General features: G+C 40.6%; 14 protein-coding genes. 1 reads left to right on the forward strand and 13 read right to left on the reverse strand.

The window, feature by feature from the left end:
* Window positions 1-125 precede the first annotated feature (125 nt).
* From FPK91_RS10595 to FPK91_RS10625, 7 genes are all read right to left on the reverse strand, one after another.
* Window positions 126-926: a DUF1338 domain-containing protein gene (locus FPK91_RS10595; protein ID WP_144211196.1), complete on the reverse strand. Its 801-nt coding sequence runs from the start codon at window positions 924-926 to the stop codon at window positions 126-128.
* Between the two features lie 67 nt (window positions 927-993).
* The gene (gene astD, locus FPK91_RS10600; RefSeq protein WP_144211198.1) at window positions 994-2,454 is read right to left on the reverse strand and encodes a succinylglutamate-semialdehyde dehydrogenase; all 1,461 of its coding nucleotides are present in this window, start codon (window positions 2,452-2,454) and stop codon (window positions 994-996) included.
* Window positions 2,455-2,464: 10 nt separating this feature from the next.
* Window positions 2,465-3,484 carry an arginine N-succinyltransferase gene (gene astA / locus FPK91_RS10605; protein WP_144211199.1) on the reverse strand — a complete coding sequence of 340 codons (1,020 nt, stop codon included), beginning with the start codon at window positions 3,482-3,484 and terminating at the stop codon, window positions 2,465-2,467.
* 103 nt (window positions 3,485-3,587) lie between these two features.
* Window positions 3,588-4,805, reverse strand: coding sequence for an aspartate aminotransferase family protein (locus FPK91_RS10610; RefSeq protein ID WP_144211201.1), 1,218 nt, complete (start codon window positions 4,803-4,805; stop codon window positions 3,588-3,590).
* Between the two features lie 339 nt (window positions 4,806-5,144).
* Window positions 5,145-6,287 (reverse strand): HDOD domain-containing protein, encoded by a 1,143-nt coding sequence (locus FPK91_RS10615; protein WP_144214325.1) that lies wholly within the window; start codon window positions 6,285-6,287, stop codon window positions 5,145-5,147.
* A gap of 132 nt (window positions 6,288-6,419) precedes the next feature.
* On the reverse strand, window positions 6,420-8,906 hold the full coding sequence (locus tag FPK91_RS10620) for a S9 family peptidase (protein WP_144211203.1): 2,487 nt from the start codon (window positions 8,904-8,906) through the stop codon (window positions 6,420-6,422).
* 226 nt (window positions 8,907-9,132) lie between these two features.
* Entirely contained in the window at window positions 9,133-9,702 is a 570-nt protein-coding gene (locus tag FPK91_RS10625; protein WP_144211205.1) for an anthranilate synthase component II, read from the reverse strand.
* 230 nt (window positions 9,703-9,932) lie between these two features.
* Here FPK91_RS10625 and FPK91_RS10630 point away from each other — a divergent pair, with 230 nt between their 5' ends.
* Window positions 9,933-11,192, forward strand: coding sequence for a metallophosphoesterase family protein (locus tag FPK91_RS10630; protein ID WP_144211207.1), 1,260 nt, complete (start codon window positions 9,933-9,935; stop codon window positions 11,190-11,192).
* A gap of 159 nt (window positions 11,193-11,351) precedes the next feature.
* On the opposite strand, the gene FPK91_RS10635 is transcribed toward FPK91_RS10630, so the two are convergent.
* The 6 genes from FPK91_RS10635 to hflC form a co-directional block, all read right to left on the reverse strand.
* On the reverse strand, window positions 11,352-11,840 hold the full coding sequence (locus tag FPK91_RS10635; RefSeq protein ID WP_144211209.1) for a ClpXP protease specificity-enhancing factor: 489 nt from the start codon (window positions 11,838-11,840) through the stop codon (window positions 11,352-11,354).
* On the reverse strand, window positions 11,840-12,469 hold the full coding sequence (gene sspA, locus FPK91_RS10640) for a stringent starvation protein SspA (protein WP_144211211.1): 630 nt from the start codon (window positions 12,467-12,469) through the stop codon (window positions 11,840-11,842). Before sspA ends, FPK91_RS10635 begins: the two co-directional genes overlap by 1 nt.
* Window positions 12,470-12,564: 95 nt before the next feature.
* Window positions 12,565-13,263, reverse strand: a complete 699-nt coding sequence (locus FPK91_RS10645; protein ID WP_144211214.1) for a cytochrome c1 — start codon at window positions 13,261-13,263, stop codon at window positions 12,565-12,567.
* Window positions 13,263-14,477 carry a cytochrome b gene (locus FPK91_RS10650; protein WP_144211216.1) on the reverse strand — a complete coding sequence of 405 codons (1,215 nt, stop codon included), beginning with the start codon at window positions 14,475-14,477 and terminating at the stop codon, window positions 13,263-13,265. The genes FPK91_RS10645 and FPK91_RS10650 overlap by 1 nt, the downstream gene beginning before the upstream one ends.
* Window positions 14,477-15,067: a ubiquinol-cytochrome c reductase iron-sulfur subunit gene (gene petA / locus FPK91_RS10655; RefSeq protein WP_144211218.1), complete on the reverse strand. Its 591-nt coding sequence runs from the start codon at window positions 15,065-15,067 to the stop codon at window positions 14,477-14,479. The genes FPK91_RS10650 and petA overlap by 1 nt, the downstream gene beginning before the upstream one ends.
* A gap of 416 nt (window positions 15,068-15,483) precedes the next feature.
* Window positions 15,484-16,374 (reverse strand): protease modulator HflC, encoded by an 891-nt coding sequence (hflC, locus tag FPK91_RS10660; protein ID WP_144211220.1) that lies wholly within the window; start codon window positions 16,372-16,374, stop codon window positions 15,484-15,486.

A 16,374-nucleotide genomic window follows, 5' to 3' on the forward strand; every position in this document is an offset into this window, starting at 1 on the left:
CTCAGATTTAGTAATAGAAAAAGCCAGATAAGGAAACTTATCTGGCTTTTTATTCTTTGTACCATTTGTATTAGCATTACAGCTAGCGTACGTATTTAACCACTAACTTAAAATCTAACTAGAAACTAGCTTGCTGCATTAGTACTTTCAAAGATTTTGTCAGCAGAGGCTGCAACAAAACCAGTATAGAGCTTGCCATTTGCCATTGGAAAACGGCGTGCAAACTCATAGAAACAAGTCGGAATGTCAAGTTCACCATCTGCAAAACTGACTGCCATACGATCTGCCATTGTTGATGACTGTTCTAATAACACTTCAGATGAGCCTTTAATTTCACCACCAGCACTGTTTAAAGTAAAACCTGCACCTTTAAGCGCTTCATTAACAGACTCTATAGTTTCAAAATCAGGTAATTCATTGATTGAAACTGTAAAGTGATTGGCTCTATAACCTATCGCAGCAACCCATGCAGCATATTCACTTTCAGCTAATAATGTCTTGTAAGTAGCCATATCGACACGCCAATGACAGCCTGAATACAAAAAGTTATCAGCAGTGGTTGCATCGGCATCAACTTGATCCACAAGTCCATGAATAATGCTTTGCACTTCAGGGCTAAACTCTTCAACTAACAGCTCAGAGATAAAGACTTTAGGCTGATTAGGATCTGGATGTTCAAAATGTTTTGCGATGAGCTTTTTCTGTTCAAAGTGATAATCACCGCTATCGACATAGCCAATTGACTCAAAATGCGTAGCTAAAACAGCAAGGTTTACTTTCTCAATGTTAAAAGTACGCAGTGCAATATGATCATTAATGATCGGCTCACCTTTACTCAACAGTTGATGAATATTTGCCGCTGATGGCGTCATATTGATGTAATCTTGCCATAAAGAGGCGAATAAAGCGTTAACGTCGGTGTGCATGATAAAATCCTTCTTTAAAAAAAGGCAATGACTTCAACAGTCATTGCCTTAGTTGCAAAATGAGTGATTAGATAGATAAACCAGGGCTCAATTTAGCAGGTAAGCTCACGCTATCAGCTTCAACTGAAGCAACAGGGTATGCACAGTAATCAGCAGCATAGAATGCACTTGCACGATGATTACCTGATGCACCAACACCACCAAATGGTGCTGCGCCAGATGCGCCTGTTATTTGCTTATTCCAGTTAACAATACCAGCACGAATACGCGCTAAGAAGTAATCATAATCTTCACGACTATCAGCGAGTAAACCAGCAGAAAGACCATAACGAGTATTGTTTGCCATTTCGATAGCATCATCAAAATCTTGGTATCTAACCAATTGTAATAATGGACCAAAGTATTCTTCATCTGGCAATTCAGCAATTGATGTCACATCAATTAAGCCTGGAGAAACAAGACCTGTACCCGCTTCAACCTGTGTCAATTCAACCAGTGATTTAGCACCTAATGCCAGTAAGTTAGCTTGTGCAGCTACCATACCTTTGGCAGCAGTATCTGAAATCATGGATCCCATGAATGGCTGAGGCTGTGCATTCCAGCTACCCACTTTTATTTGCTTAATCGCAGTAACAAGCTCAGCAATTAATGCATCACCAGCAACGCCTTGTTGAATGTACAAACGACGTGCACAAGTACAACGTTGACCAGATGAGATATAGGCAGACTGAATAATGTCATGTACAGCAGCCTTAGTCTCTTTAACATCTTTGATGATTAATGGGTTATTACCCCCCATTTCAAGCGCTAGGATTTTACCTGGATGACCAGCATATTGCTGATGTAACAAGTGACCAGTGCGAGAACTACCGGTAAAGAATAGTCCATCAATTTGAGGGTGAGATGCTAATGCTTTACCTGTTTCAAGTTCACCTTGAACCAGGTTGATGACACCTTGTGGCAAGCCCGCTTTGTCCCAAAGTTTTAGCATTTCTTCAGCCACTTTTGGAGTTAACTCTGATGGCTTAAATACCACGGTATTACCGGCAAGCAATGCAGGAACAATATGACCATTTGGTAAATGACCAGGGAAGTTATAAGGACCAAAAACGGCAACTACACCATGTGGCTTGTGACGTAAAACGGCGCGACCAGCAGGAATATCATTGGTCTCAGTACCAGTACGTTTGTCATGAGCTGCAGCAGATAAGCCTATTTTACCTATCATAGCGCCAACTTCAGTGGCTGTTTCCCATTGCGGTTTACCGGTTTCTTGTGCAATCACTTCAGCAAGCTCAGCTTTATTCGCTTCGAGTTCGCTACGGTAAGCTTCAACTATGGCCAAACGTGCATCATAACCCAACATAAACCAGTCAAACTGTGCGCTTCTCGCTGCATCAATTGCTGTATCAACTTGCGCTTCTGTTGCAGTCTTGCCGCTCCAGATAACTTCGCCATTTGCTGGGTTTAGTGATGTAACTTCATGACCTTCGCCATTAGACCATTGGCCTTTGATAAATTGTGTCATTTGCTGTGTCCTACAGTTCTAGTACGCGAATTTGATGGCCTTGTTTCACCATTAGCGCTTCGGCTAATTGTGGGCTCAATGTGACGTTATCATGCTCTTCTGAAACTAATATTCTTGCCGCTGTTGCGCGGTAATCCGCTAACAAAGTATTGGCAATAATGTACTGATGATCTGCATGAGGCATCTTACCGATAGTGACCGTGAGTAGACGGCTTTGAATCACTGAGCGAATGTCAGAAAGTGCACATTCTACAGTTGGACCACCATCGAAAATATCGACGTAATTTCTAAATTTAAACCCTTCAACCTGCAGTAACTTCAATGCAGGTTTAGTATTACGATGCACTTCGCCAATCACTTTTTGCGCTTTCTTTGGCAATAAACAGACATGTATTGGGCTTCTTGGCATCATTTCAGCCATAAAGGCTTTCTTGCCTAAACCTGACAAATAATCAGCTTCAACGAAATCAATGCCCAAGAAATGATCTTGTAACCATTCATAAAAAGGTGAATCGCCTTTTTCGTCACTCACACCGCGCATTTCCGCAATAACCGTACTGCCAAAACGTTGCTCATGTTGAGCAAGAAATAAGAATCGTGAACGAGAAAGCATGCGGCCGTTATAGCCTCTGCGATATTCTTTATTCAAAAACAAAGTACATAATTCTGCTGCACCAGTGTAGTCATGGCACAAGGTCAGTGTTTCCACTTCGTTACGAACAGAGATCTGTTTTGAATGATAAACTTCAGTACCTAGACGGTAATGATAAAAAGCATCTTCCATACCAACTGCCGCTTCGATACCACAGGTACCAACAACTTGATTAGTTTTTAAATCTTCAAGCACCATCAAATAACCTTCATCGAAAGGTTTTTCAACTTGCTTGGAAAAAGAGGCTTCTGCTCTAGCGATTTTTGAACGTAGCAGTTCTTCGTTGACTGGTAAGGATGTGAATCCATGGCCAGATTCAACAGCTACGTTATATAGAGCTTCGTAATCACTCGCACGAATTGGTCGTATGATTAGCATCTAACACTCCTTGATAAACCAGCAACAAAAAGCCATTGAAGACTTTCTATTACTGATAACCCAACAAAAATGCGCAAGTTTACACCTGCGCTTTCTTTATTTATTAACCTGCAACCACTTTAGCTACAGCACGTTCAAAACGTGCTAAACCTTCAGCGATATCAGCTTCTGGGATAACAAGAGATGGGGCAAAACGAACCACATTTGCACCAGCCATTAGGCTCATTAAACCTTCTGCAACAGAGGCAACAAGGAAATCACGACTACGGCCAGCATATTGTTCGTTCAGTACCGCGCCCAATAACATGCCTTTACCACGCACTTCGGTAAATACATTATATTTTGCGTTAATTGCCGCTAAACCATCACGGAACAACTGCTCACGATGTTTAACGCCATTCAATACTTCAGGAGTATTCACTACATCCATAACGGCATTAGCAATGGCACAGGCAAGTGGGTTACCACCGTAAGTAGAACCATGAGTACCAATTTTAAGATGTGCAGCGATTTTCGTTGTTGTTAGCATTGCTGCGATAGGGAAACCGCCGCCTAACGCTTTAGCGCTAGTTAAAATATCAGGAACAATATCAGTTCCCATATAAGCGAATAATTCACCCGTACGGCCAACACCGGTTTGTACTTCATCAAAGATAACTAACGCATCATGCTTATCAGCAAGCGCACGAACAGCTTTTAGGAATTCAGGGTCACCATTGATAATACCGCCTTCACCTTGAAGAGGCTCAAGCATAATCGCACAAGTGTTATCAGAGATAACCGCTTCTAGTGCTGCAATGTCATTGAATGGTACATGAGTAATACTTTGTGGCTTAGGGCCGAAACCATCAGAGTAAGCAGCTTGACCACCAACAGTTACAGTGAAAAATGTACGGCCATGGAATGCTTTATCAAATGCAATGATTTGATCTTTCTGTGGTCCATGGTTATCTAGAGCGTAACGACGCGCTAATTTCAATGCTGCTTCATTCGCTTCTGCGCCAGAGTTAGCAAAGTAGATACGTTCTGCAAAAGTCGCGTTAACCAATTTAGTCGCAAGCTCTAATGCCGGCTCATTGGTCATTACATTTGATAAATGCCAAAGCTTTTCGCCTTGCTCTTTAAGTGCGCCAACAAGTGCTGGATGGCAATGCCCTAAACAATTCACTGCAATACCACCAGCAAAATCAATAAACTCATTACCTTGTTGATCCCAAACTCGACTACCTTCTCCACGAACTGGGATTACGGCTGCAGGCGCATAGTTAGGCACCATGACTTCATCAAATTGGGCACGTGTTAAGTTCATTTCAACGCTCATTGCTTTTCGTTCCTTAAGGTTATTAGTGACTCAAAAGTCACTCTATCCCGCAAGCTGTATTGATTTTGGTTTAGTAATGCTGCGGTTGTTTATGTTGCTTGAAGGACATTATTAGCTAAAACGTGATCAAAATACCAGTTTTTAGCTATTAACTATTCATAACCGAAATGAATAATGCATAAAGAGTTAACAAAGTTCACATACAAAGTGCCTATACAGCCTATTTAGAGCATAAATAGTCATAAAAAAACTTATTTGGCCCTGAATCAGCTAGCTATTCATCAAAAATGCATAACTAAACAAGTGTAGTCATCATTTTAAGCAATACATAGGCTGATTTTAAACTAAATCAAGCTTACGATAATTCTGTGCTTTCAGTCGTATTAACTCTTGTTCGCTAAACTCATAATAATCAAACATCACTCGCTTTTCTTGCGGCTCAATTAATCGCGACTCTTCAAGTAGTAAAACTTTAGCGAAACAACTGGCTTTGGCAACAATGGCGCTTTCCGCTGAAAACTCGCTAAAGTGATAGTTAAAATCTAATTCTTTTAATAGCTTGGTTAATTTACTGGTTTCAAAGTCCATTAAATCCAATAACTGCCAATTTAACTGTTCACCATCTGACATGACTTTTTCAAACACTTCATTAGCAGGAAATTCAGAAGCCATCACTGCGTCATATAGCGTCTTATCCCCTTTAGCACTGGTTTCACGAAGCCATGTGCCCCAGGTAATTTCAAATTGTCTCGCACTTGAGTTTAAAATGATTGCTGAACCCAATTGGTTCATCAATGAGGCGCTGTAAACCAACGCGACATCTTTATTGTGTAATACCGCTAATGCTTTCGCAGCTATTGCAGTCATCATGCTGTAGCGCCATAACTTTCGAGTTGTCCAAACAAGGTTGGCATTACCTGAGGGTAGCCAATTGCGTAGACAAAAATAAGGCACCACAGCTTGTAAATTTTCAATGCCAATATAATTGAGCACTAACTTAATATCAGTGACTTTGACTTCTGAGCGTTGTGGCCGGCGATGACTCGATGCAGGACTGTTGATTAAATTAACTAAATCCTTAAATAGCCAACTAATATTTTCAACCAATGGGCGGATTCGGCGAAGATCAGGATCTTTATTGAGGAGTAAATCTAACAGCAAAATCTGTGATTCTTCCAAACCTGATTGCTCTAACATCTGCTGAGGAGAGTTTAACTGATGTTCAAGCGCATTCATTACAGTTTGACTCAGCTGTTCATCGATCCGCTTTAATACTAACTGAGCCCTAGCCTGCTCTTCTAAGCGTGCTTTAATTGCTAATCGTTCGACCTCAAGCTTATTGGCATCTTCTTCAAGTTGCTTATCGAGATCATCAAATTGCTGGGGCAGTTTATCTTTGCCCACAATTAGCTGCTTATAAAGTCTGCGCTCAACTTCAATTACTTTTCCAGGTCTTACACCGCCTGCTACCGACACTGCCACAAATAAATTGCCTTTAGTAAACATCGTTAAAAATATGCCATCAATTATATAACAATTGATCACAAGAGCGATAAAAAAGGCTTCCTTATGGAAGCCTTTTAAAGCTGATTCAAATTAAAAATAACGTCGGCATTACTTTAATTCTTGTTCAAACAATTTATAGATACGGCGATATTCATCTAGCCAGCTTGATGGTTGTCTAAACCCATGTGGTTCTACTGGATAAATGGCCGTTTCAAACATCGGCTTTTCTAATTCAATTAGACGTTGCACTAAACGCACGCTATCTTGGAAGAAAACATTATCATCCAACACACCGCTCATAATCAGCAATGGCTTTTCTAGGCCTTGAGCATGTTCAATCGGCGAACTTCTTTCGTAAGCGATAGGATCAACGTCCGGTGTATTTAAGATATTAGAGGTATATGGCGCATTATAATGTGCCCAATCCGTAACCGGTCTTAATGCCGCGCCCGCTTGGAATAATTCAGGTTCATTAAATAGCGCCATAAACGTTAAGAAACCACCATAAGAGCCACCATAAGTCCCGACTTTGGCGGTATCTACATGGCTATTTGAAGCCATCCAGCTGACACCATCTTTTAAGTCTTCAACTTCAGGGGTTCCCATATTTCGGTAAACCGCCGTACGCCAATCTCGGCCGTAGCCTTTAGAACCACGATAATCCATATCCATGACGACGTAACCTTGTTGAGTTAACATGTTATGGAACATGAACTCTCTAAAGTATCCTGAAAAACCATTATGGGCATTTTGTAAGTAACCAGCACCATGATTGAAAATTACAGCTGGATACTTCTCAGCATTGTTGGCATCGTACCCTTGAGGCAAATACACTCTCGCATAGATATCTTTTACGCCATGGCTTGATGGTACTTTTACCACTTGTGGTGCTTGCCATGCATAATCGGCGAATGCTTTGCTAGTGTAATTTGTTAGTTGAGTAAACTCACCGCCAATCTCTTGAACATAAAGCTCGTTAGGTTTTATCGCACTTGAAGCCGTTAACAACAACGATTTTCCATTAGGGCTTAACTCATAATCTAGGGTGCCATTCCACTGCGTTAACTGTTCAGTTTTACCTGAAGAAATTTCAACACGGTATACGTTATAAGTCCCTGGATGGTCTTTATTGGCTCGGTAATAAAGATGTGTCGCGTCAGGTGATAAAGTCACTTGATCAACCACATATTCACCCTTGGTTAGTGCTGTAGACTTGCCATTTTCGCCTTTAACATAAAGCTGTGAATAACCTGACTCTTCAGATAAGTAATAAATTGACTCTGATGATCCAACCCAGCCAAATTGGTTAAAAGTATAGTTAACCCAAGCATCATCATGTAAACGATGCTCAGTCACTAACTTGCCTGTTTCAAGATCAACACTGGCAATCCAACGGTCTTTATTATCGACAGCCTCTAGCATCACTAACAGCTTATTTTCAGTCTCATGCCACTGAATCGCACTTTGACTCCAAGTCCAATCCTGCATAAGTTGCAGTAAGCGTGGTGATGTTTCACTTTTATAGCTTTCGCCTTTAGCTTCAGCATTTTCTGATTTCACGCTAGCAAGTACATCTTCATCAAAACCATCAAGGCCTTCGATTGTGATGTCTTTCTTAATATGATCTACTAAATCAAGGACGACAAGACGCTGACCAGGATAACTATCTTCAGCCACTCTTGCTCTTGAAGGAACTGCGTCAACATAACCATCTTTGCCTAGGTAGTTAGGCATAATGTCGTGCTCAGCACGCCAGTTGTAGTCTTTTTCAACCAGACTGACGAGCAAGTAACGCCCACCTGGTGAAATGCTCATTTCCGAAACTGACTCATCATCCCCTAGATACCAGGTTTTAGCCGCAAACGTAGGATCTTGCGCAGCAAGTTCTTCTGCATACTCTGCACGGGTTTTATTATTGTTATGTTGCAGTGCAACATACTCAATCAGACGATGCTGTTGTTTAGCAATATATGACTCAGGATCGATAACACCCTTTGGCGCATTCGCCATTTGTATATCGGCTAATTGCTCGGTTAAACCAGATTTCAAATGAATCTTGAAAACGCTATTGCCTTGAACATAAACAAGATCACCTGTGGTCAAAAACTTTACATCCGCAACTGGGGTATTAAAGCGGGTAATTTGTTTAACATCACCACTGGCCAATTGCTTAACAAATATATTGCCTTGATAGATGTAAGCCTTCTGCGCTTTATCAATACTTAGTACACCGTATTTTTGGTCAACAGAATGCAGCTCATTCAATTTAACAATATTGGCTTGTGCAGCACTAACAGATTGCTGGTAAACATCACGAAGCGGTGATTGATGCGCTTGGCGATTAAAATATATTGATTGGCTATCATCAGCCCAGTAAGCATTTTTAGCCAGCACCCCCATCCAATCTGGATTAGCCATTATTTGATTTAATGTAAGTGACTGCTCAGCTTTTGGTGGAGTGGCTAACGGAACTGTATAACTTGAAGAAGTATTCGGCACTATTGGGGTATTGCTAGTATCTGCTGTCGCGCTGCAACCTGAAATAATTGCTAAAGAAAGCGCACTAAGCGCTGTATTGCGCAGTAGCCTTGTCATATTGAATCCCTTGTTATCAAAGATGTTTGATATATTCTCGCCTAAACGTTAATGACATTTGGCAAGTGCTTTTATTATTGCTCTTTTATATCATAAATAATGATGAGACTTGTGGGCTTTTTTGGCTAAAGTTGTAACAGAGATTGGCTAATGATTTTGTGAAGGGATTCGCAAGGAAATGATAGAAGCTGAATGTAACTATTGGGGAAGATATGTCTTAGGGCTACTAGTGTCGTAAAAAATTTGCCAACAGTTCAAGACCTTGTTCAGTGAGTATTGCCTCTGGATGAAACTGCACCCCAAATATAGGTAGAGTTTTATGGCTCATTGCCATAATTTCTTGCCCATGAATAGGGTCATCAAACCAAGCATCTAACTCAAAATCAGTAGGCAAGCTTTCAACTAATAAAGAATGATATCGGGTTACAGTCAAAGGTTGATTCAAGTCTTGAAACAGCCGTGTTTTATGATGGCTGATATTGCTTGTTTTGCCATGCATAACTCGTTTGGCTCGAACCACTTTTGCGCCAAAAACTTGCGCAATCGCTTGGTGCCCTAAACAAACACCTAAAATCGGTAGTTTACCCGCAAAATACTCAATAGCCTTTAAAGAAATACCAGCTTCATTAGGTGAGCAAGGTCCAGGTGAAATAACTAAGTGGCTTGGGTTTAGTGCTTCTATTTCACTCAAGGTAATTTCATCATTACGCTTAACCACAATTTCATGCCCTAGTTGCTGAAAATACTGCACAAGGTTAAATGTAAATGAGTCATAGTTATCAATCATTAACAGCATTGAGCGCCCTAAAAGAAGATTAAGATGTTTGAAAAAACAAGGTTCATTAACTAATAAATAGTCAGAACTGAATGGTGGCGGATAATAGCATAGCTTTGCTCATCACTTAAGCGTTTAGCAGCCTGTTTATCTTAGTTAACTGTTAGGTTTTTTCTCAACGTTATACTATACCTACATATATTTATGTTTATAGATATCATCGATAAAGATATCTCCTAGGAACGCTCAAGATGCGGATACAAGTAACTCAAGTTGGAAATGTGAGTCTATATTTTATTGGCGACGTATATGGCCGCCTTGATAAGCTCAATGAACTACTAGAAGAAATTGATTTCGATATCGATGATGACCAATCGAGCATCCAATTCGTAAAACTGGTATTTTGTGGAAATATGATTTCCACGAAACCTCAAATTGATACTGATAACTTAGCGCTGTTAACTTTAATAACACGCATGGTCAAAGAAGGTTTCGCATATTGTCTATTAGGTAAAAATGAATTCGATGCCATTGGTTGGAGTAAACATCACCCTATTACTGATACACCATTAGTTAACGGCTTAACTGCTGGTAATGATAATCAAGTGTCGGAACTAGACCCTGCTATACAGCAGCCATATTTTCTATCGCTTTTCGAGCATGGTGATGAATCGATATATCAATGGATAGATTGGTTCATGTCACTGCCGTTATATTTGGATTTTGGCCATATTCGAGCGATACACGCATGCTGGGATCAGCATGCAATAGATGCCATTTCAAACTATACAGATTCAGCAAACTCGCTGGCGCAACAGTATTGGCCATGTGCATTTGATAAACACCACCAGCTTTGTAGCTTCCTTGATATTATTTTAAACTTCCCTTCTTTGGAATTAACTGAAGAGCATCCACATAACGATCTGATCATTCCCGTCATTGTCGGACATTATCGTCAAGATAGCTTTCCCGATATACAAAACGAATATGTGGCCTGTGTTGATTACAATGCAGCAGAAGTTGATTATCCGTTAGTAAGTTTTGCATGGCATCAAGGGCGTAAAAAGCAGCTAGAAGAAACCCATGCCTCTGACACTGCCAAGTTAAGTTTAGGCGAGTTTTGTTTTGTTGATCAACCTACTGCAGAAGAACATATTGCCACCGGTGTTGAGTCATTATTAGCGAATTTGGTTGAACAACTAACTGAGCCTGCTATTGACCAAGACAGCTTTACGAATTTTAAGTCTCAAGTGGACAATTGTCTGTGGCAAGATTGGGATCCTAATGATGTTTACCCTGATATAAACTGTCGTAACCAATATCAGAATTTTGTCCCAGACATCGCCAAAATAGCATTAGCCACCGATAGTGAAAAGCTGTGTGCCTATCTTGCTATTGTGGCTAGATATCAATTAGAGATTGAAAATGACAATCTTGAAAATCGTTGTTTGAAAGTCGCTTTCAAACTCAACCGAATCGCCAGTAATTATCTTAAAAATGATATGAGTTAAGCCCTATAGGCTTACAGGGCTAATCAGAATGATAATGTATTATTTATGAACAGCCTAAATAACTTAACGAGAAAATCATTTAGATATTCAAATTTCAGGCAATAAAAAACCAGTTACTAGTCATAGACTAAGAACTGGTTTTTTTATGATTTGCGACGTCTATTTAACAACCGTTAAATGAGCACGTCCTTTAGCTTTTTCAGAATCACCTGCTGGCTTTTCTTCCTTTGAGTCAGAAGTCTCAACTGTAGAATCTTTTGTGGATTCAACTGTTGAGAATGCTCTAGGCGCTGGAGTTAAACCTTCAGATTCATCTTCAGCCATATAGGCATCTTCCATATCAAACACGGTACCTGCACCATTTTCTCGTGCATAAATTGCAACGATAGCAGCCATCGGTAAAACGACTTGCTGAGGTACACCACCAAAACGAGCATTAAACTCGACAAATTCATTGGTCATTTGTAAATTTCCCACAGCGCCACCGGCAATGTTAAGTACGATTTGACCGTCTTTAACAAACTCTTGTGGTACTTGAGTCCCTTTTACAAATGCATCCACAACAACATGTGGGGTAAAGTGATTATCCATCAACCACTCATAGTAAGCCCGCAACAAATATGGACGATTAGGTGTAATTGCTGTCATTACATGCCCATGCGCATTTCGCGCTCAACCTCAGTTAACGATGCTTTAAATGATTCACGTTCAAAAATACGTGTCATGTAAGCATGGATATCTTTAGAAGTACGGACATCAAGGTTGATACCTAATTCAGGTAAACGCCATAATAGCGGACCTAAGTAACAATCTGACAAACCAAATTCTTCACTCATGAAGTAAGGCATTTCAGCAAATACTGGCGCTAAAGCAACTAAGCTTTCAGTTAACTCTTTACGAGCAGCATCAGCTTTTTCACCTCTGCGAATACGGGCAACCAATTCATACCAGTCAGTATCAATACGGTGCATCATTAGACGACTTTGTCCGCGAGCAACTGGATATACAGGCATTAATGGTGGATGTGGGAAACGCTCATCCAAATATTCCATGATAATGCGAGACTCATACAAGACCAATTCACGATCAACTAATGTCGGAACTGAATTGTACGGATTAACATCAAGTAACTCCTGAGGCTTGTCACTAGGATCTACCTGCAATACATCAACAGTTACCCCTTTCTCAGCCAGTACGATACGTACTTGGTGGCTATATAAGTCATCAGCACCAGAAAACAGTGTCATGATAGAGCGTTTGTTGGCAGCTACAGCCATTGGAATCCTCCAGGAAACGGAAAAAACAGAAAAAACGAGGGGCTAAGCCCCTCGTTTAAAGTATGCGAATAATGTATTTTACCCGTTATTCGTGTCTAGTGCACATCTTTCCAGTATTCTTTCTTCAACAAATAAGCAATGATGAAGAAAAAGAATAGAAATCCGAGCACCCACCAGCCCATAGCTTCACGCTCAAGCTTCACTGGATCTGCAGAGTATGCAAGAAAACCAGTAATATCACGAACTGCTTGGTCATACTCTTCGGCATTTAATTTGCCACCAGTTGTCACAAACGTACCATCTTCTTGTTTAACAGGAATGCCCTGTAAATCTTCAAGAACATGCGGCATACCCACTAATGGGAATACTGTATTGTTTACACCAAATGGACGACTTTCATCTTTGTAAAAGCCTTTAAGGTATGAATAAACCCAATCTTGACCACGGACACGAGCCACCAAAGTTAAGTCCGGTGCAGCTCCGCCAAACCACTTTGCAGCGTCAGCAGATGGAATGGCATTTTCCATCAACTCACCAATTTTAGCATCAGTAAACATGTACTTTTTACGCATGTCATCAACTGAGATACCTAAATCGTCAGCAACACGACCATAGCGTTGGTACTGAGTACTGTGACAGCCAGAACAGTATTGTTGAAATAAATTCAAACCACGCTCAAGCGACTCTTTATCGTGTAAGTCAACATTGGCACTTTCTAAGTGAACATTCGAACCACCCGCAGCCATAGCAAGGGTTGGTAATAATGTAACTAATGCGATTAATAGCTTTTTCATTAGTGCGTCACCCTCGTAGGAACCGGTTTCGTCTTCTCATTTTTACTGTAAACCCACAGTGCAACGAAGAAAGCAAAATAAGTAAGTGTAAAGACACGAGCTGCAATAGTTAATGTAGGCGTAGCTGGAACTGCACCTAAATAACCAAGAATCAAGAATGATACTGTAAATTGCGCAATGTTAATCTTATGGACCAATCCACGGTAACGGATTGACTTCACTTTACAGCGATCAAGCCAAGGTAAAACAAATAACACAATAATCGCTAGTCCCATGCCGACAACGCCTAATAGCTTGTCTGGAATAGCACGTAAAATTGCATAAAAAGGCGTGAAGTACCAAACCGGTGCAATGTGCTCAGGGGTCTTCATTGGGTTAGCCGCTTCAAAGTTTGGCTTCTCAAGGAAGTAACCACCACCTTCTGGCATAAAGAACAACACGTAGCAGAAGACGATTAAGAAACCGGCAACACCCATGATATCTTTTACTGTGTAATAAGGGTGGAAAGGAATAGCATCAACTGGCCATCCGTTTTCATCTTTATTCTTCTTAATCTCAACACCATCAGGGTTATTAGACCCTACTTCGTGTAATGCAATTAAGTGAAGGAATACAAGTACAACAAGCACTAATGGTAAAGCAATGACATGCAAGGCAAAGAAACGGTTTAGCGTAGCCCCTGAAACAACGTAGTCACCACGGATCCACAAGGTTAAATCATCACCAATAAATGGAATAGCACCGAATAATGAGATAATAACTTGCGCACCCCAGTAGGACATTTGCCCCCAAGGTAGTAAGTAACCCATAAATGCTTCAGCCATCAGCACGAGGAAGATCAACATACCAAATAACCAAAGTAGCTCTCTTGGCTTTTGATAAGAACCGTAGATTAAACCACGGAACATGTGTAGATAAACCACCACAAAGAATGCCGAAGCGCCCGTTGAGTGCATGTAACGAAGTAACCAGCCGTACTCTACATCACGCATGATATATTCAACTGAAGCGAAAGCGCCTTCAGCCGTTGGTACGTAATTCATTGTTAACCAAATACCAGTCAGTAATTGGTTAACTAGAACAAGTAATGCTAATGAACCAAAGAAGTACCAGAAGTTAAAGTTCTTTGGTGTTGGATATTGACCAACGTGGCGATTATAGGTCGCCGTCATTGGGATGCGAGCATCAATCCAATCAACGATATTCTTAACCATTATGCAGCTCCTGTGTCTACACCGATGAGTACAGTTCCATCATCGACATATTGATGCGGAGGTACAACTAGGTTTAATGGTGCTGGTACGCCCTGGAAAACACGACCGGCCATGTCAAATTTAGAACCATGACAAGGACAGAAGAAACCAGCGGACACACCTTCCACTTGCTCACCAAAGGTATCTGGCAAATAAGTCGGTGAACAACCTAGGTGAGTACAAATACCTACAGCAATAAAGAATTCAGGCTTAATTGAACGTGCAGGGTTAGTTGCATATGCAGGTTGCTGTAATTCTTCTGAAGCAGGATCACGTAATTGACCATCTAATGTAGTCAATTGTTCTAAAATCGTTTCAGTACGACGGACAACCCATACAGGTTTTCCTCGCCATTCAACACGAATTAATTGACCTGGCTCTACTTTACTAATATTTACTTCTACCGGTGCGCCTGCAGCTTTCGCTTTAGCGCTCGGATTCCATGACTTAATAAAAGGCACCGCTACAGCGACGGCTCCAGCTCCACCAACTACGGCGGTTGCGGCTGTCAGGAATCTGCGGCGTCCGTTATCGACTGGCGCTTTGCTCATCCACTTATCTCCCAGAGGGTGTTGGAATTCTTATATTTTAATAACTTAGCAACATTAGAATCACTAAAGGCTAAATCTATACTTTGAGGCGGGGCTCATTATAGCGAAAAATTAGAACCAGATCATAGTAATTCACACAACTAAGTTACGGGATTTGTATGTTTTTTTACTAACGTTCAAAAAACAGGCAATCGTTTATATCATTATCTAGGAATTGATGGAGAAGTGAAAAACATAAGCGGTTGTAAATTAACAAAAATACACATAAAACTCACAAACTAAATTAGTCATAGCTGATTAATAGCATCAACATAGGAAAATTCAATTTATTTCGACGTACAATCCGAAAAAGCAAAAAACCCGGTATAAACCGGGTTTTTTAATCAAGCTAGAATTTCATTTAATGAAATATTGGCTTATTTACCATCTATCGATTTCATATATTTGAAGAAATCACTATCTGGTTCTAATACCATAACATCACTGTTGCCAGCGAAACTTGCTTTATACGCTTCAAGACTTCTTAAGAAACCGTAAAATTCAGCATCTTTATTATAAGCATCAGCATAGATTTTTGCAGCTAACGCATCACCTTCACCACGAATGGTTAGGGCTTTACGTTCAGCTTCAGCAACTTTAACCGTTACGTCAGCATCTATCGTTGCACGGATGATTTCAGATTGCTCTTTACCCTGTGCACGATGCTCTTTTGCTACAGCTTGACGCTCAGCACGCATACGCTGGAAAATACTGCTACTAACATTGGCTGGTAAGTTGATTTGCTTAACACGCACATCAACCACTTCTATACCCAGATCCTGCGAGCTTTCAGATGCATTTTCAAGTGCATCATTTTGCAGTTCATCACGCTTACCAGAAACAATTTCTTTAATGGTGCGACGACCAAACTCTGTACGTAAATCATTGTTGATTTTACGTTGTAACAAGTCTTCAGCTGTAGCGATGTTACCACCGCCGGTAGACAAGTAGAATGTTTCGAAGTCTGCGATTCGCCATTTCACATACGAATCAACCATCAAATCTTTTTTCTCTGATGTTACGAAACGATCCGCTGCACCATCTAAAGTTTGAATACGCGCATCTAGATACTTCACTTTATCAATAGCGGGTATTTTAAAGTGTAATCCAGGTGCTAAAACGCGTGTTACTGGTTGCCCTTCGACGTCATCTTTTAAGATTTCACCAAAACGAGAAACGATTGCACGTTCACCTTCACTGACAACCATCACAGCTGATGAACCAATACCTAGAATAATAACTAGAATAATTAGACCGACTTTACCCAT

Source organism: Shewanella donghaensis (assembly GCF_007567505.1).
GTDB lineage: Bacteria > Pseudomonadota > Gammaproteobacteria > Enterobacterales > Shewanellaceae > Shewanella > Shewanella donghaensis.